Raw genomic sequence first — 17,743 nt, forward strand, 5'->3', positions numbered from 1 at the left:
TGCACTCTCGCAATCCTCAAAAACATTCGTAATCCGCTCATTTTTCTTTGAAAAATGGCTACTTACTCATGTTTTTGGCGGGTCAAGAGGTCAAAAATCCTCTTGCAAGCAAGCTTGCATTGGATTTCTGATCTTTTGACCCTGGTATCATCAGAATATAATTATAAACAATGAAATGATGAGAATAGAGGAGAAAGAAAGATGACGAAAGCAGAGTTCCTTGAAAAACTGAGAATTGAACTTTCTTCCGGTGTGACACCACAGGTGCTGCAGGAGAATCTGAACTACTACGGCCAGTATATTGATGATGAGATCCGAAAAGGAAGAACGGAGAGTGAGGTACTGGCGGAACTTGGAGATCCGTGGATTCTTGCGAAGACGATCGTGGATGCGCAGAGAGAAGAAAGTGTAGAAGATGTGATCTATGATTCGGATGGAAGGACCTACAGAGGCAACAGCAGCACAGAAGAAAGCAGCAATATCCATGTGTGGAGCCTGGACAGCTGGTGGAAGAGACTTCTGCTGATTCTTGTGGCTGTGGCTGTGATCGTTGTGATCTTTGCGGTGATAAGTGGGATTGTAAGCCTGATCGCACCGGTACTGATTCCTCTTCTGGTGATCATACTGCTGGTCAGAATGCTGAGAAGGCGATGGTAATTAAAAAAGCCGGATGTATAAGATTCTTCTGCAATGAAAAGAAGCTTATGCCTCCGGCTTTTTGATTATATGTTCTATATGGCAGGTTCAAGTACTTAAAAAGGATCTGCCTGTTATATAACGTTAAACGCTCGATAGGGGAGCTATCGAGCGTTTGAGGGGAGTATAAATAATTAATAAGGGGTTGTAGAAAATAAATCTCTACACGACAAAGTATAATATAAACCGATTTAAAAATCAAGATAAAAATAAAAATGTATAAAAATACGAAAAGGATAGATACTATGTTTGTACAAAAAAATGTCAGGAGGAATTATCAATGGCAAAAAATTATAATGCTTCAGAAAACAGTACAAACAAAAATTCATATGGATCCAATAAGAATGCGTATGCTGAAAATGCTTCCGGCAAGAATCAGTCAAATAAAAATTCAGGCAATAAAAATGCATCCGGTAAAAATACGACTAACCGGAATGCAAAGAATGCATATGAATCAGACCGTAATGCATATGACAGCTCAAAGTCCTGCCATAACGAAAGTGATAAGTATTAAAAAGTGCAAAGCAGTTAAGAATGGAAAAGCAGCGGTTTGGATTCCGCTGCTTTTCTGTTTTTGGTGTAGCAATCTGGTTCCTTAAAAAATTTGTGGTACAAGCGCACTACTTGACAAAAGGCAACCGAAAAACGTAATATAGTTTATAACAGATTGCAGAGTAGAGAAAGGAAAAAGAATGGAAAAAATGGAGCTGATAGCACCCTGCCATTTCGGAATGGAAGCTGTTCTGAAGCGGGAAGTGCTGGATTTAGGATATGAGATATCAACAGTAGAAGACGGAAGAGTATGCTTCTGGGGAGATGCACAGGCGATTTGCGATGCGAACGTGTTCCTTCGGACAGCAGAAAGAATCCTTCTTAAGGTTGGTTCGTTTAAAGCAGAGACATTTGATGAATTATTTGAGAAAACAAGAGTACTTCCGTGGGAGAATTATATTCCGAAGAACGGAAAATTCTGGGTGACGAAGGCTGCATCTGTAAAGAGTAAGCTGTTCAGTCCGTCAGATATTCAGTCGATCATGAAAAAAGCCATGGTAGAAAGGCTGAGACGGATCTACGGGATAGAATGGTTCCAGGAGGATGGACCAGCTTACCCGATCCGTGTATTTCTGATGAAAGATATCGTGACGATCGGGATAGATACCTCCGGCGTATCTTTACATAAGAGAGGTTATCGTCAGATGACCGTAAAGGCACCGATCACAGAGACATTGGCATCCGCACTGATCATGCTGACACCGTGGCACAAGGACCGGATCCTGGTAGACCCTTTCTGCGGAAGTGGAACATTTCCAATCGAAGCGGCTTTGATGGCAGCTAATATTGCACCGGGGATGAACCGTTCCTTTACAGCAGAAGAATGGGTGAACCTGATTCCGAAAAAGGCATGGTATGATGCAATGGATGAGGCAAATGATGTGATCGACCGGAAGGTACAGGTTGATATTCAGGGATATGACCTGAATCCGGAGGCAGTAAAAGCAGCAAGACAGAATGCCAAAGATGCAGGCGTTGACCATCTGATCCATTTTCAGGAAAGAGCGGTAAAGGATTTAAGCCACCCGAAGAAGTATGGCTTTATCATTACAAATCCGCCGTATGGCGAGCGACTGGAGGATAAAAAGGATCTGCCGCAGTTATACAGAGAATTTGGTGAGAGTTTTAAAAAGCTGGATAGCTGGTCTGCATATATGATCACCAGTTACGAGGATGCAGAACGTTATTTCGGAAGAAAAGCAGATAAGAACCGGAAGATATATAATGGTATGCTGAAGACCTATTTTTATCAGTTCTTAGGTCCGAAGCCACCGAAACGCCCAAAAGAACCAAAACAGTAAGAGAAAGAAGAATTTACAGATGAAAATTATTTTTGCAACGGGTAATAAGAATAAAATGACAGAGATCCGCCAGATCTTGCGGGATCTGGGGATGGAGATCCTTTCTATGAAGGAAGCCGGGGTTGACATTGATATCGTAGAGGATGGAAAGTCCTTTGAGGAAAATGCGATGATCAAAGCCTCAGCGATCGCAGAGCTGCCGGAAGTGAGGGCGATGGATGCGATTGTGCTGGCAGATGATTCCGGACTGGAAATCGATTATCTGAATAAAGAACCGGGAATCTATTCTGCGCGCTATGCAGGAACCAATACTTCGTATGATATCAAGAACAGCCTCCTGCTTTCAAGAATGAAGGGCGTACCGGACAAGCAGCGTACAGCAAGGTTTGTCTGTGCGGTGGCGGCAGTATTCCCGAACGGGGACAAAGAGGTTGTCCGTGGAACGATGGAAGGATGTATTGGTTACGAAATCGCCGGAGCAAATGGATTTGGCTACGATCCGATCTTTTTCCTGCCGGAATACGGTTGCACCTCGGCAGAGCTTGCACCGGAAAAGAAGAATGAACTCAGCCACAGAGGAGAAGCGCTTCGGATGATGAGACAGATCATGGAGAAAAAGTTATGAGAGTATTGATTATTAGTGATACACATGGAAGACATACTGCATTTGACCAGGCAATCATGGAAGCTGGAAAGATTGATTATCTGGTGCATCTCGGGGATACAGAGGGCGGAGAAGACTATATTGAGGCATTCTGCGGATGTCCGGCGTATATACTGGCTGGGAATAATGATTTCTTCTCACGCAATCTCCGGGAGATGGAGATTTATTTTGGCAAGAAAAAAGCATTTATGGCACATGGACACCAGTATTCGGTGTCTCTTGGTGTAGAGCGGATCCTGGATGAGGGAAGATCGAGAAATGCAGATATCGTGATGTTTGGTCATACACACAGACCGTATCTGAAAAAGTTTGGTGATATTACAGTACTGAATCCGGGCAGTCTGGCATTTCCACGGCAGGAAGGCAGAAAAGGCAGTTATATTATTATGGAGATGGATCGGGACGGGAATACGGAGTTTACGATTCATTATCTGGATTAGAGTAGGTGGCACGTATTTCTGCTGAAAAAAGGGCAAAAATGCGTGTCTTTTACAAGAAAAAGAAAAATAAAAATTTCTTTAAAAAAATTCAAAAAACATGTTGACTTTTTGAAAACCTTGTAATATAATAACTTTTGTCGTCACGGAGATGACAAACAGATAAACAACGGGGTGTGGCTCAGCTTGGCTAGAGCGCCTGGTTTGGGACCAGGAGGTCGCAGGTTCGAATCCTGTCACCCCGATGTGATCTGCGGGTGTAGTTCAATGGTAGAACACCAGCCTTCCAAGCTGGATACGTGGGTTCGATTCCCATCACCCGCTTACACTGAGAATCCAGTGTTGTGTGTTTGTAGCTCAGTTGGATAGAGCAACGGCCTTCTAAGCCGTGGGTCGGGGGTTCGAATCCCTCCAAGCACGTTTATATGGTGGGTATAGCGCAGTTGGTTAGCGCGCCAGATTGTGGCTCTGGAGGCCCAGGGTTCGAATCCCTGTATCCACCCTTTAATTTATAATATTTGAAAGAAATGGCAAGCAGAAATGCTCGCATTTTTTTTATGATAGACATTGTAAGAGTGGATATCATAAAAGTCTCCGGCAGGATATGAGAGCTTTGGCAGATTACGGGATGCCATAAGTTAAGCGATTGTCGCAGGCGCGGGAATGTGCCATGGCGCATTCTATGTTAAGACATAAAGATAATGGGTCATCGCCAAGCGGTAAGGCACAGGACTTTGACTCCTGCACTCGCTGGTTCGAATCCAGCTGGCCCAGTTACGGGCGTGTAGCTCAGGTGGTAGAGCACTTGACTTTTAATCAAGTTGTCCGGGGTTCGAATCCCCGCACGCTCACTTATTTAGTCCCATGGTTTTCTGTGGGACTAAAAAAATGCGGATGTGGCGGAACTGGCAGACGCGCTAGACTTAGGATCTAGTCTCTACGAGGTGCAGGTTCAAGTCCTGTCATCCGCATTTAGTTAAACATAACAAAACCAGTTATATATAGAAGTAATAGAGGAACCTTTACCAAAAAGGTTTCTTTTTTTGCTTTTTTTATGGATTTTAAGGAAAAAGCGGAAAAAGAAGAAGCAGTATTTAGATATTTCTGTTGAAAATATCCGGATCGAGATCGTCTCTTTTACAGATTCCAACTATATGTTAATATAATCATATGAAGATGTTGGGGTTCAAAGGTATTTTGCCCCTTTGATACCAGATTGCTACGTGCTTTGCACTCTCGCAATCCTCAAAAACATTCTCCTTTCGGAACATTTTCATCCAATGAAAGGAAGAACTTCTAAAAAAACAGGTGAAAAAGAAACTGGAGAATAATTAAAGCATGGATAAATGATAAACGGTGAGTACCGCTTTTATTGATTACATTGCGGCAATAAATACATGTAACAGGGAAATTTTAACAAAGTAAGAGGGACGAAAGAATGAAAATATTAAGTGTCACAGCCCAGAAGCCGGACAGTACCGGAAGCGGTATCTATCTGACGGAACTGGTCAGAGGATTTAAAAAAAAGGGAATCACCCAGTCAGTGATCGCGGGAGTTACAAAAGCTGATCAGGTATGTCTTCCGGAGGGGGTAAGCTTTTATCCGGTATATTTTGAATCGGAGCAGTTACCGTATCCGATCACGGGAATGTCGGACGAGATGCCTTATCCGAGTACCAGGTATTCAGACCTGACAGAGGAGATGACAGAAACGTTCCGGAACGCATTTGGCGAGGTACTGAAAAAGGCAGTGGAGGAGTTGGATCCGGACGTGATCCTGTGTCATCATCTGTATCTCCTTACAGCGATTGTAAGAGAGCTGTTTCCTGATAAAAAGGTATATGGAGTATCCCATGGATCCGACCTGCGGCAGATCCGCAAGACAGAACAGAACCGGGAATACATTTTACAGAGAATTCCTGCGCTGGATGGGATTTTTGCATTGCATGAGGAGCAGAAAGAGATGATTTGCGGAATTTACGGGGAGCATATCAGAGAGAAGGTACGGGTGATCGGAACCGGCTATAACAGTGATGTTTTCCGGCAGGAGATGGGGGCTTCACAGGGAGAAGAAAAAGAGCTGAGACTAATCTTTGCCGGAAAGATCTCAGAGAAAAAGGGTGTGAAAAGTCTGATCCGTTCGTTGGATTATCTGAAGGATTCCGGTCTTATTATTTCTCTGGAACTGGCAGGAGGTGCCGGGGATGAGGACGAATATCAGGAAATCCGGGAGCTTGCCGAAAAGTGTCCGTTTGCAGTTACCTTTGCCGGGAAGATCACACAGCAGGAGTTGGCGAAGAAGATGAATCAGAGTGATGTGTTTGTACTGCCATCTTTTTATGAAGGTCTTCCACTTGTGATCATTGAGGCTCTGGCATGTGGTACCTATGTGATCTGTACAGATCTTCCGGGGATCAGGAATTGGATTGATCAGAATCTTCCGGATAATGGTGTGGTTTTTGTAGAGCCGCCAAAAAGAGTGAATGAAGATGAACCTGTGGAAGAAGAACTTCCGGTATTTGAAAAGAAACTTGCCGGAGCCATTGAAGGGATCGCAAAATATCCTGGATCAAAGCCGGAAAAGGAGCATCTGGAGCAGATTTCGTGGGACGGACTTTGTGTGCATCTTATGCAGATATTTGAGCAACAGAGTGTTTATCGGAAAAACCTATAATTGAATTTCTGCATGTAAATTATCAATTATTTTTTTGTAAAACAACATGTTAAAATGAAGAAAAGAGAAATGAAAAGGCATTTTAACAGGAGGTTATTAACAGTTGATAATTGATATGCATATGCATGAGATGCGTTATTCAGGGGACAGCTTTTTAAGATTGGAGAACATGGTAGAGATCGCAAAGCGCAGAGGACTTGATGGGATCTGTATTACGGATCATGACAGTATGGGACTGAAGGAATTTGCGGCAGAGTATTCGGAGAAAACAGGATTTCCGATTTTTGTCGGGATTGAATTTTATTCCCTGCAGGGAGACATTGTAGCATTTGGAATTGAGGATTATCCAAAAGAGAGAATCCCGGCACAGGAGTTTGTAGATCTGGTACAGGCACAGGGCGGTATGTGTTTCAGTGTCCATCCATTCCGCAATAATAACAGGGGACTGGAAGAGAACCTGAAGATTGTAAAGGGACTTGATGGAATCGAAGTGCTGAACGGCAGCACACTTTATGAGGCAAATCGAAAGGCGGCAGAATATGCGGCTGAGCTTGGACTTGCAACAGTTGGATCAAGTGATTGCCATGTGCCGGAGAAGCTGGGAATTTATGCAACGTATTTTCCAAGAGAGATCCGTTCGGTACAGGAACTGATCCGGAGTGTAAAACGATGCGAGACTCTTCCGGTGTATTATAAAGAGGGTGGATATTATCTCTGGGATATGAAAAATCCGATTGATGCACCGTTTCACATTTACGAGCAGGAACAGATGGTGTGTGCCGGTTAACGTAAAAAATGAGAACAGATATGAAAAAATTAAACGCTTTTTTTATTGAAAGTGTGTTATTTCCATAGTATTATTAAGAGTGGAAATTAAGAGGGCTGGAATGTAATATTTCCAGCTTTCTTATTTAACAGGAAATTCCGTAGGAACTTCCTGCCGAATAAAAGACACTACGTGCTTGAGTATCTTTTCAATCACCAATTACAAGGAGGAACTAACATGAAAGACATAGTAATTTCAGATGCAGTAAAATATATCGGAGCAGATGATAAGGATCTGGATCTCTTTGAGAGCCAGTACATCGTTCCAAACGGAGTATCCTACAACTCTTATGTGATCCTGGACGAGAAGATCGCAGTTATGGATACGATTGATACGAGAAAGACAGACGAATGGAAAGAGAATCTGGAGAGGGTGCTGGATGGAAGAACACCGGATTATCTGGTTGTATCTCATCTGGAACCGGATCATGCCGGAAGCATCAAAGAATTTGCAGACAAATATCCGGAAGCCAAGATCGTGGCAAGTGCAAAAGCTATTGCAATGCTTCCACAGTTCTTTGAAATCGCAGATCTGGCAGACCGTGCAGTTGCGGTAAAAGAAGGTGAAGAACTTTCCCTTGGAAGCCATACCCTTCAGTTCTTTATGGCTCCGATGGTTCACTGGCCGGAAGTTATGGTCGAATACGAAAAGTCTGAGAAGATTCTGTTCTCAGCAGATGGATTTGGTAAATTCGGTGCGCTGGATGCAGATGAGGACTGGGCTTGTGAAGCAAGAAGATACTACTTCAATATCGTAGGCAAATACGGTGCACAGGTACAGGCGCTTCTGAAAAAAGCAGCGACTCTGGACATTCAGACGATCTGCCCGCTTCATGGACCGATCCTGAAAGAAAATCTGGGATACTATATCGGAAAATACATGACATGGAGCAGCTATGAACCGGAAGATGACGGGGTACTGGTTGCTTATGCATCGATCCATGGCAATACCAAGAAGGCAGCAGAGAAGATGAAAGAGATCCTGGAAGCCAAAGGTGCAAAGAAGGTAGCGATCACTGACCTTTCCAGAGATGATATGGCAGAGGCAATCGAGGATGCATTCCGCTATGACAAGCTGGTTCTTGCAGCAGCTTCCTATGATGCAAGTGTGTTCCCGTGCATGGAGACTTTCCTGAACAAACTGACCAATAAGAACTACCAGAACCGTAAGATCGCAATTATCGAGAATGGTTCCTGGGCTCCGACAGCAGCACGCGTGATGAAAGGTTATGTAGAAAAGATGAAGAAGATCACTCTCTGCGAAAAGACGGTTACGATCAAATCTACGATGAAAGATGCAGATGTAACTGCAATGGAAGAACTTGCAGATGAACTGCTTGCTTAAGAAACGGAAAGAATGAGATGATAAAGTTAAAAGAGACTACAATGAGGAAAACCTGGGTGGTATGTCTTCTTGCAATGGTCTGCTGTGCGTTATGGGGAAGTGCTTTTCCTTGTATCAAGGTTGGCTACCGGCTGTTTCAGATCGATTCAGCCGATACCGCCACGCAGATCCTGTTTGCGGGGTGCCGCTTTACGATTGCAGGCATTATGGTTATTTTGTTTGGATCGATCCTGCAGGGACGTTTTCTGAAAGCGGGGAAGGGAGATCTTCCGAGAATCGGAAAAATCTGTCTTTTACAGACGGTGGCCCAGTATTTTTTCTTTTATGTAGGACTTGCACATACGACCGGAGTCAAAGGATCGATCGTTGAGGCATCCAATGTATTCCTTGCAATCCTTGTTTCAAGCCTGATCTTTCATCAGGAGAAACTGGATCAGAAAAAAGTGCTCGGATGTATCGTCGGATTTGCAGGGGTGGTTCTGATCAATCTGAGCGGAAGCAATGTGGATATGAGCTTTAATCTGACCGGAGATGGATTTATTTTTATCTCTGCGATCGCTTATGCATTATCTTCTGTACTGATCAAGAAGTATTCAGCCAAATCTGATCCGGTGATGTTAAGCGGATATCAGTTTACTGCAGGCGGGCTCGTGATGATCCTGATCGGATTCGTGATGGGTGGAAGAATCCATACGGCAAGTATGCCGGCAATGATTCTTCTGATCTATATGGCGCTGATTTCTGCAGTTGCATACACGCTGTGGGGAATCCTGTTGAAATACAATCCGGTATCCAAGGTATCGATCTTCGGATTTACGAATCCGGTATTCGGGGTGATCCTTTCCGCGATTATTTTGCGTGAGGGAAATGTATTCGGAATGAAAGACCTGATCGCACTGGTGCTGGTTTCTATCGGAATCCTGATTGTCAACTGGGCGAAGCCGGTGGGAGAAAAAGAAAAAGGAATGAACTAAGATGGAACCTGTTTTAAAGGAGGACACCTGCAGCTGATACCGATTTTTGAACAGGAAAAGAAATAACAGGAGGCAGGTTATGGCAAATACAGCGAGCTGTTGTGACACCTGTACATTTTATATTTACGATGATGAATATGAATGTTACACGTGTGACAGAGACCTGGATGAGGATGAGATGATGCGGTTTCTGACGGATCAGCATTATCAGTGTCCTTACTACAGATCTGGAGATGAATACAGAGTCGTCAGAAAACAGATGTAAATTGTAGATGATGGAGTAGAAGTATAAAAAACGCAGAATTTTGTAATGTGTCAGGTAATAGATGAATTTGTACTTGTTCCAAGAGGAGAAGCTGCGGAGCGGATAAATGGAACGATGATACTAAGTGAGACAGCGGCATTTATATATGAACATCTGGAGGAGGCTATAAAGGTGAGAGATAAAAAGGCAAATACAGTGAATGAACAGGACAATCCGCTTGGGTATGAAAAGGAATCAAAACTACTGGTCGGATTTGCGATTCCATGCATTATTTCCATGCTGGTAACAGCTCTTTACAATATTGTAGATCAGATTTTCATTGGTCAGGGTGTGGGAATGCTGGGAAATGCAGCAACGAATATTGCGTTTCCGCTTTCTACTTCCTGTACGGCAATCTCACTGCTGCTTGGAATCGGCAGTGCGACCAATTTTTCATTGAAGCTTGGTGCAGGAGAAGAAAAAGAATCTGCAGAGTATGCGGGAAATGGAATTTGCCTGATGGCAATTTTCGGGATTGCACTTTTTGCAGTAACGACGATTTTTCTGACTCCGATGCTGAAATTCTTCGGTGCCACATCGGAGGTACTTCCGTATGCACAGGAATATACACGGATCACGGCAATTGGCTTTCCATTTCTGATCGCAAATACGGGGATGAGTAAGCTGATCCTTGCGGATGGAAGTCCGCGGTATTCGATGACATCTATGCTGGTGGGTGCTATTGTAAATACAATTCTGGATCCGATTTTTATTTTTGGGCTGCATATGGGAATGAGGGGCGCAGCACTTGCTACGATCATAGGACAGATCGTTTCGTTCTGCATCAGTCTGCGGTATATGTTCCATTTTAAAACGATCCGGCTTACAAAGGAAAGTTTCCATATGACGGGAAGACATATCGAGAATATTTTCAAATTCGGTGCCAGTGCCTGCTTTAACCAGATTGCAATGACGATCGTACAGATCGTACTGAATAATACATTGTCGCATTATGGAGCACAGTCTGTATATGGCGGTGACATTCCGCTTGCCTGTGCCGGGATCATTACAAAAGTAAATATGATCTTTATGTCATTTGTTATCGGAATTTCCCAGGGAATCCAGCCGATTATCGGCTTCAACTATGGCGCAGAGAAGTATGAACGGGTACGGAAAAGCTACCTGCTCGCACTTGGAACTGCAACCGTTCTTTCCGGAATTGCATTTTTCTGTTTCCAGGTATTCCCGAGACAGATCATCAGCGTATTTGGTTCGGGAAGTGAGCTGTATTTTCAGTTTTCAGAGCGGTATTTCCGGATCTATATGTTCCTTACGCTTATCAATGGAATCCAGCCGGTTACATCGAACTTTTTCAACTCCATCGGAAAATCGCAGCTGGGTGTATTTATGTCCCTGACAAGACAGATTCTCTTTTTATTGCCGCTGATCGTGATCTTTCCATTGTTTATGGGAATTGACGGGGTTATGTATGCCGGACCAATTGCAGATGCGGCAGCAGCAATCGTCTGCGGATATTTCATGGTGAGGGAGCTTAAGGAACTTTCTGTGATGGATAAGAAGAAAAAAGAAGAAAGTGCAGCGCTGAGCTGATGAGAAAGACGGTTCTTTTATGGGAACTGTCTTTTTTATTAACAGGGAATAGGTTGGGATTGATTCAGAAAAGAATTTTGTATATACTGATTAGTGAAAAAAACGAAATGAGATGATGATGTGAACATAGCGATTGTAATTCCAGTCTTCCGACCAGATGGACGACTGAAAATGAGTATAGAGAGATTATTGAGACAGAGTGTAATGCCGGACAGAATTTTGCTTGAAGTTCTTTATGAGAATCCGATTGATAGGGAAATCCCGGAAATCTATATGGATAAAAGAATTGAGGTCCGATATACTCCAAAGGAGGAATATGACCGGGCAGGAAGCAGAGATGCGATCTTACGGGAACTGGATTCGGATATTGTGATTTTTATGGTACAGACGGCGATACCACAGAACCGATATCTGGTAGAGAAGCTGACAGAACCGTTTAAAGAGGAGCGGACGGCGGTCGTGTATGGAAGGCATATGACAGATGATGAATGCAGTCCGATCGAGTGTTGTGTGAGACAGTTTAACTATCCGCCGAAAGGTATGACAAAGTCTTTGGAAGATACCGGAAAGCTTGGGATCCGGACATTTTTTAATTCTAATGTATGCGCAGCGTACAGAAGAAGTGCGTATCTGGAGACAGAAGGCTTTGGAAAGAGGATGATCGCCGGAGAGGACATGCTTGCGGCGAGAAGACTTCTGGAAAAGGGCTGGCAGACGGTTTATGCGCCAGAGGCTGAGATCCTGTATTATCGCAATGACAATCTGCGCGAACTCTGGAAGCGTAACTTTGATATCGGGGTTGCGCATGCGGAGCATCCGGAGATGCTCGAAAATACAAAACCGGGTAAAGAAGGAGTGCGGCTGGTACGTGTAACCTCGGCGCTACTTAGACAGAATCATATGGAGGAATACCTGGGCGAAGTGCTGACACGCAGCATTGTTCGTTATCTGGCATATCAGCTTGGAAGAAACTACGAACGATTACCGGAGGGAGTTGTCCGGAAATGTTCGGCAAATAAAGCGTACTGGGAGAAAGAATAATGGGACATTTTTATTTTACAAGACATGGACAGACTGTATGGAATGTGGAAAATAAAATCTGTGGTGCGACAGATATCGAGCTGACAGAGCTTGGACATGAGCAGGCAATGGAGCTTGGAAGAAAGATTAAGGAAGAGGGCGTAAAGATTGACGAGATCCTGTATTCGCCACTTGTCCGGGCGAAGGAGACCGCGCGCCATATTTCGGAGGTGACAGGGATTCCGATGCGTGAGGAGATGCGCCTGAAGGAGCAGAATTTTGGAAAATATGAGTCCACTCCGAGAAATGGGGAGGAGTTCAAAAAGGCAAAACAGAACTTTATCAATCATTTTGAAGGCGGGGAGACAATGCTTCATCTGTGCCAGAGGATTTACAATCTTCTGGATGACATTCGGAAAGAAGCGGATGATAAGGTTTATCTACTGGTTGCACATAATGGAATTTCCAGAGTAATCCAGTCTTATTTTTATGATATGACGAATGAAGAGTTTGCGGCATTTGGAATTAAGAACTGCGAATTGAGGAAGTATGAATTTCCGGAGTAGGAGTAGCGTATGAAATTACTTGTTAAGCAGAGAGTTTTTTCATGGACAGATTCATATGATGTTTATGATGAGAATGAAAATGCGAAGTATTTTGTAAAAGCAGAGTTTTTGTCGCTTGGACACCGGCTGCATGTATATGATATGGCAGGGAACGAACTCGGGTTGATTAAAGAAAAAGTGATGTCATTACTTCCAGTGTTTGAAATTGAAGTGAATGGGCAGACACTTGGACGGATTGAAAAGCGTTTTACATTGTTTCGACCGAAGTATGATGTTGAGTTTAATGGATGGCATGTAGAAGGAGATTTCATAGGATGGAATTATGATATCTATGAAGCATGCAGTCCTGTGGTACATATTACAAAAGAATTACTCCACTGGGGAGATACTTATGTACTGGATTTTGCAAATCCGGCAGATGAATTGATGGGACTTCTTCTGGTAATTACAATTGATGCGGCAAACTGCATTCAAAATAATTGATGTAATTTAATGAAATGTAAAAAAAGTTAAAAAAATATAAAAAACACTTGCCAAACCGGTTGGTATGTGATAAGATTCTTTTTGTTGACGCGGAAGTGTCGGAATGGCAGACGAGCTAGATTCAGGTTCTAGTGCTCGCAAGGGCGTGTGGGTTCAAGTCCCATCTTCCGCATAATAAAAGAAACCTCAGGTGATTCACCTGAGGTTTTCTTTTATTGTACCGAAGCGATCCCTGAACCCAGAGTTTAGGTCTTCGCTCCGCTACGGTCGGCGCAAAGCACTCGTCCACCGGACGAGCTGCGCCCCATCTTCCGCATAATAAAAGAAACCTCGGATGATTTGCTTAAGGTTTTCTTTTATTGTACCGAAGCGATCCCTGAACCCAGGGTCCAGGTCTTCGCTCCGCTACGGTCGGCGCAAAGCACTCGTCCACCGGACGAGTTGCGCCCCATCTTCCGCACAGATGTCTTGAATTAAATACATGAGAACATTGGATTGACAATCTCTTGTCAAGGTGCAATAATATCCGCGGAGGTAGTATTTGAAAACTACAAAACTATACTCTGACTGAATCACAACAATTTCATATCGAAATCGTTTCCGTCAACAGGTGACGGAGAAGGAGCTTATATTTATTAAGAGGTAAAATAAGACTCAGGGAATACGAAGAATAGCAGAAGCATTTGCAGGGAGAAGTATACCTTGATGATGCTTTTTTCATATAATAATTTGGAATTATGGAAAAAAGCATGGTTACACTCTATGTTTATGCTTATTTTTGTGTTTCCGGACAGAAAAGGAGTAAGACATGACAGTTGAGATGCTAAAAGGAAAGATTCATCGTGCTACGGTAGTACAGGCAGAATTAGATTACGTGGGAAGTATTACCGTTGATGAGGAACTGCTGGAGGCAGCAGGAATTATGGAATATGAGAAGGTTCAGATCGTGGACGTGAATAACGGAAGCCGATTTGAAACTTATACGATCTGTGGTAAGCGTGGAAGCGGAATGATCTGCTTAAATGGCGCTGCGGCAAGATGTGTAAGTACAGGTGATAAGGTTATTATCATGTGTTATGCAAATTATGAGGCAGAAGAAGCCAAAGAACATAAACCAAAAGTTGTTTTCGTGGATGATGAAAATAAGATCAGCCGTGTGACAAATTATGAAAAACATGGGTTGTTGAAAGACCAGGAAAAATAAGGAATCTAAAAACAAAATGAAATTTGTTGAATTCAGAACAAGAGGCTATCTCCGAATTTATTATAAAGAGGAGAATTATCATGCAGGTAACAACAACAGTCGAAGAGACAAGAAAATTAGTTAAGAACTGGAAAAAAGAAGGAAAAACCATAGGTCTTGTACCGACCATGGGATTCTTACATGAAGGGCATGCAAGCCTGATAAGGAGATGCCGTGAGGAAAACGATATCGTTGTGGTATCCGATTTTGTCAATCCGACACAGTTCGGACCGACAGAAGACCTGGAAGCATACCCGAGAGATTTTGAACGTGACAGTGAGCTTTGTGAGAGCCTTGGAGCAGATCTGATCTTCCATCCGGAACCGAAGGATATGTATCATGATCCACATGCTTACGTAAGTATTGATATGTTATCTGATACCCTTTGCGGAAAGACAAGACCGATCCATTTTAAAGGGGTATGTACGGTTGTTTCCAAATTATTCAATATTGTAGCACCGGACAGAGCTTATTTTGGACAGAAGGATGCACAGCAGCTTGCAATCATCCGCAAGATGGTGCAGGATTTGAATTTTGATATCCAGATCGTAGGCTGCCCAATCATCCGTGAGGAAGACGGACTTGCCAAATCATCCAGAAATACCTATTTAAGCGCAGAAGAGAGAAAGGCTGCACTGTGCCTTTCAAGAGCCGTTAAAACCGGTCAGGAGGCGATCTGCAAGGGAATTAAGGCAGAAGAAATTCTGTCAAAGATGCGCGCAGTGATCGAAGCAGAGCCGCTTGCAAAGATCGACTATGTATCCATGGTAGATGCACTGGATATGCAGCCGGTCGAGAGTGTGGAAAAAGATGTTCTGGTTGCCATGGCAGTTTATATTGGAAAAACAAGGCTAATCGACAATTTCAGCTATGAGGTATAGCCTATGGAGAACAGAATGAAAAAAGTGGGAAAGGTCAGCTCTTTTCTTACAAAATATATCGGGGTCATCATTATCTGTTTTTCCGTCATTGCATTCTTCTGGCGTGACGGTTTTGCGTGGACAACGAGCTACACTTCTGTATTTCTCGGAGTTGCCATGTTCGGCATGGGGCTTACGATCAAAATGGACGATTTCAAAAGAGTCTTTTCCAGACCAAAAGAAATCCTGATCGGATTCGTCGCACAGTACACGATCATGCCGGTGATCGCGTGGATCCTGTGTCAGCTGATGCAGCTGCCGACAGATCTGGCACTTGGCGTGATCCTGGTTGGTTGCTGCCCGGGTGGAACGGCAAGCAATGTGATCACCTATATTGCCGGAGGTGATGTGGCGCTTTCTGTCGGAATGACGATCACATCAACTCTTGCGGCACCGATTGTAACACCACTTCTGGTGTATGTACTCGCCGGAGCCTGGGTAGAGGTATCCTTCTGGGCAATGGTAATTTCTGTAGTAAAGGTTGTTCTGGTTCCGGTACTTCTGGGAATTCTGATCAACTGGGTCTGGGGGAAGCAGATCCAGAAAATATCAGAGATTCTGCCACTGATCTCAGTTGTATCGATCGTAATGATCATCAGCGGAATTGTAGCCGTCAATGCAGAAAAAATCTTAAGCTGCGGACTTCTGGTTCTCGGAGTTGTGATGCTTCACAATCTCTGCGGAATGGGAATCGGACTTGGCGCAGCGAAAATTTTACATATTGAGTACGATAAGGCAACTGCCATTGCCATCGAAGTCGGAATGCAGAACAGTGGACTTGCAATCTCCCTTGCAACTGCCAATTTCGTGGCAAATCCACTGGCAACCCTTCCGGGGGCGATCTTCAGTGTATGGCATAATATATCCGGATCTTTGTTTGCAGGGATCCGCCGGAGCGGAGAACAGACGAAAGAGGCATATCAGGAAGTTACAGAATAAGAAAAATCCTGCGATTTTGAATTGGCAAAACCGCAGGATTTTTTGTACTCAGAACAGAAAATACAGAGACTAAAGCACGTCATTTTTGTACCGATTTGAATGGCAGATAAATGGAAAAGAAGAGAACAGGAACTCTTTTTTTCCATTCATTTGCCCCTCGCGTCAAACAAAAAAATTTCCCTCTTGTCAAATCATTCCGATTATGTTATATTATCAAATAGTTTGAATATAAAAATATTTTAAACGAAAAAGATTTTAAAACAAAAATAAATGGAGAGAACAACCATGAGAGGAAGGATATGCGGTACCGGTTCTTATATACCGGAGCATTATTACGACAACAATGATCTCGCGAAGTTTGTGGAGACGAATGATGAATGGATCCGTGAACGGACCGGAATTGTGCGCAGACATATTGCAGAAGAAGATACAACAGTCAGCATGGCGATAAAAGCGGCAAAAAATGCACTTACAGATGCAAAATTAAATGCAGACGATCTGGATCTGATCCTGGTATCTACAATCACGCCAAACACCGTGATCCCAAGCACTGCCTGCGAAGTCCAGAAAGAGCTGGGAGCAGTAAATGCAACCTGTTTCGACATCAGTGCCGCATGCAGCGGTTTTGTGTATGCCTACAATACTGCGCAGGCTTACATAGCAGCCGGAATGTATCAGAACATTCTGGTGATCGGAAGTGAAACCCTATCCGGAATTGTCAACTGGAAAGACAGAGGAAGCTGCATTCTTTTTGGTGACGGGGCAGGAGCAGCCGTGATCTGTGCAGAAGAAGGTGAAATCTTTCCGGCAGTTACCCATTCTGACGGAGCAAAAGGACAGGTACTTGCCTGCGAAAGCCGTCAGCAGAAAAACTGGCAGGACAAAGAAAATGAAAAACAGACTTATGTATCCATGGATGGACAGGCAGTTTTCAAATTTGCCGTAAAAAAAGTGCCGGAAGTCATCGGAGAACTTCTGCAAAAAGCAGATCTGACCGAGAAAGATATTGATCTTTTCGTTCTGCATCAGGCAAACTTACGGATCATCGAATCTGTGGCAAAACGGATGAAAACAGACCTTGCAAAATTCCCGGTCAACATTGAAGAATACGGTAATACATCATCCGCCAGCATCCCAATCCTCCTGGATGAACTGAACAAAACCGGTCGCTTCCACAAAGGACAGAAGATTGTTCTCTGCGGCTTCGGTGCCGGACTCACCTGGGGAGCCACACTCATAGAGTGGTAAA

18 protein-coding genes and 8 tRNA genes are annotated in these 17,743 nt (G+C 43.6%); all 26 read left to right on the forward strand.

Going from position 1 to position 17,743, the window contains the following annotated elements:
* The first annotated feature begins 201 nt into the window (after positions 1-201).
* The 26 genes from AB5213_RS07470 (at position 202) to AB5213_RS07595 (ending at position 17,742) form a co-directional block, all read left to right on the forward strand.
* Entirely contained in the window at positions 202-657 is a 456-nt protein-coding gene (locus AB5213_RS07470; RefSeq protein ID WP_055156286.1) for a DUF1700 domain-containing protein, read from the forward strand.
* A 319-nt stretch (positions 658-976) separates the two neighbouring features.
* Positions 977-1,210 (forward strand): hypothetical protein, encoded by a 234-nt coding sequence (locus AB5213_RS07475; RefSeq protein ID WP_022219969.1) that lies wholly within the window; start codon positions 977-979, stop codon positions 1,208-1,210.
* Positions 1,211-1,388: 178 nt separating this feature from the next.
* Positions 1,389-2,549: a class I SAM-dependent RNA methyltransferase gene (locus AB5213_RS07480; protein WP_022219968.1), complete on the forward strand. Its 1,161-nt coding sequence runs from the start codon at positions 1,389-1,391 to the stop codon at positions 2,547-2,549.
* A 19-nt stretch (positions 2,550-2,568) separates the two neighbouring features.
* Positions 2,569-3,174, forward strand: a complete 606-nt coding sequence (gene rdgB, locus AB5213_RS07485; protein WP_055156289.1) for an RdgB/HAM1 family non-canonical purine NTP pyrophosphatase — start codon at positions 2,569-2,571, stop codon at positions 3,172-3,174.
* On the forward strand, positions 3,171-3,653 hold the full coding sequence (locus tag AB5213_RS07490) for a metallophosphoesterase (protein WP_347006678.1): 483 nt from the start codon (positions 3,171-3,173) through the stop codon (positions 3,651-3,653). The genes rdgB and AB5213_RS07490 overlap by 4 nt, the downstream gene beginning before the upstream one ends.
* A gap of 167 nt (positions 3,654-3,820) precedes the next feature.
* Positions 3,821-3,895, forward strand: a tRNA-Pro gene (locus AB5213_RS07495).
* Between the two features lie 8 nt (positions 3,896-3,903).
* Positions 3,904-3,974, forward strand: a tRNA-Gly gene (locus tag AB5213_RS07500).
* A gap of 22 nt (positions 3,975-3,996) precedes the next feature.
* Positions 3,997-4,070, forward strand: a tRNA-Arg gene (locus tag AB5213_RS07505).
* A gap of 8 nt (positions 4,071-4,078) precedes the next feature.
* A tRNA-His gene (locus AB5213_RS07510) sits at positions 4,079-4,152 on the forward strand.
* A gap of 200 nt (positions 4,153-4,352) precedes the next feature.
* Positions 4,353-4,424 (forward strand) — tRNA-Gln (locus AB5213_RS07515).
* 4 nt (positions 4,425-4,428) lie between these two features.
* Positions 4,429-4,501 (forward strand) — tRNA-Lys (locus AB5213_RS07520).
* A 39-nt stretch (positions 4,502-4,540) separates the two neighbouring features.
* Positions 4,541-4,621 (forward strand) — tRNA-Leu (locus AB5213_RS07525).
* 467 nt (positions 4,622-5,088) lie between these two features.
* Positions 5,089-6,324, forward strand: coding sequence for a glycosyltransferase family 4 protein (locus AB5213_RS07530; protein ID WP_347006679.1), 1,236 nt, complete (start codon positions 5,089-5,091; stop codon positions 6,322-6,324).
* A gap of 103 nt (positions 6,325-6,427) precedes the next feature.
* On the forward strand, positions 6,428-7,111 hold the full coding sequence (locus AB5213_RS07535) for a PHP domain-containing protein (RefSeq protein ID WP_347006680.1): 684 nt from the start codon (positions 6,428-6,430) through the stop codon (positions 7,109-7,111).
* Between the two features lie 216 nt (positions 7,112-7,327).
* The gene (locus AB5213_RS07540; RefSeq protein ID WP_347006681.1) at positions 7,328-8,494 is read left to right on the forward strand and encodes an MBL fold metallo-hydrolase; all 1,167 of its coding nucleotides are present in this window, start codon (positions 7,328-7,330) and stop codon (positions 8,492-8,494) included.
* A 17-nt stretch (positions 8,495-8,511) separates the two neighbouring features.
* Positions 8,512-9,468: a DMT family transporter gene (locus tag AB5213_RS07545; protein ID WP_195435034.1), complete on the forward strand. Its 957-nt coding sequence runs from the start codon at positions 8,512-8,514 to the stop codon at positions 9,466-9,468.
* 79 nt (positions 9,469-9,547) lie between these two features.
* Entirely contained in the window at positions 9,548-9,733 is a 186-nt protein-coding gene (locus AB5213_RS07550) for a DUF6472 family protein (RefSeq protein ID WP_008372704.1), read from the forward strand.
* A gap of 45 nt (positions 9,734-9,778) precedes the next feature.
* Complete coding sequence (locus AB5213_RS07555; RefSeq protein ID WP_243273493.1) at positions 9,779-11,323, forward strand: MATE family efflux transporter; 1,545 nt, start codon at positions 9,779-9,781, stop codon at positions 11,321-11,323.
* 120 nt (positions 11,324-11,443) lie between these two features.
* A complete protein-coding gene (locus AB5213_RS07560) occupies positions 11,444-12,364 on the forward strand; it encodes a glycosyltransferase (protein WP_347006682.1) in 921 nt (306 codons plus the stop codon).
* A complete protein-coding gene (locus tag AB5213_RS07565; RefSeq protein WP_055156301.1) occupies positions 12,364-12,909 on the forward strand; it encodes a histidine phosphatase family protein in 546 nt (181 codons plus the stop codon). Before AB5213_RS07560 ends, AB5213_RS07565 begins: the two co-directional genes overlap by 1 nt.
* Before the next feature lie 9 nt (positions 12,910-12,918).
* Entirely contained in the window at positions 12,919-13,392 is a 474-nt protein-coding gene (locus AB5213_RS07570; protein WP_173692717.1) for an LURP-one-related/scramblase family protein, read from the forward strand.
* 89 nt (positions 13,393-13,481) lie between these two features.
* A tRNA-Leu gene (locus AB5213_RS07575) sits at positions 13,482-13,564 on the forward strand.
* A 636-nt stretch (positions 13,565-14,200) separates the two neighbouring features.
* On the forward strand, positions 14,201-14,596 hold the full coding sequence (gene panD / locus AB5213_RS07580) for an aspartate 1-decarboxylase (RefSeq protein ID WP_055156306.1): 396 nt from the start codon (positions 14,201-14,203) through the stop codon (positions 14,594-14,596).
* 80 nt (positions 14,597-14,676) lie between these two features.
* Positions 14,677-15,516, forward strand: coding sequence for a pantoate--beta-alanine ligase (panC, locus tag AB5213_RS07585; RefSeq protein WP_347006683.1), 840 nt, complete (start codon positions 14,677-14,679; stop codon positions 15,514-15,516).
* Between the two features lie 3 nt (positions 15,517-15,519).
* Complete coding sequence (locus tag AB5213_RS07590; RefSeq protein ID WP_173685666.1) at positions 15,520-16,494, forward strand: bile acid:sodium symporter family protein; 975 nt, start codon at positions 15,520-15,522, stop codon at positions 16,492-16,494.
* Positions 16,495-16,779: 285 nt separating this feature from the next.
* A complete protein-coding gene (locus tag AB5213_RS07595; RefSeq protein WP_022220152.1) occupies positions 16,780-17,742 on the forward strand; it encodes a beta-ketoacyl-ACP synthase III in 963 nt (320 codons plus the stop codon).
* Position 17,743: the final 1 nt, after the last annotated feature.

Origin of the sequence: Coprococcus sp. RTP21204st1_G4_RTP21204_210225 (assembly GCF_040915385.1) — a bacterium.
In the GTDB taxonomy this organism is placed as follows: Bacteria; Bacillota; Clostridia; order Lachnospirales; family Lachnospiraceae; genus Allocoprococcus; species Allocoprococcus comes.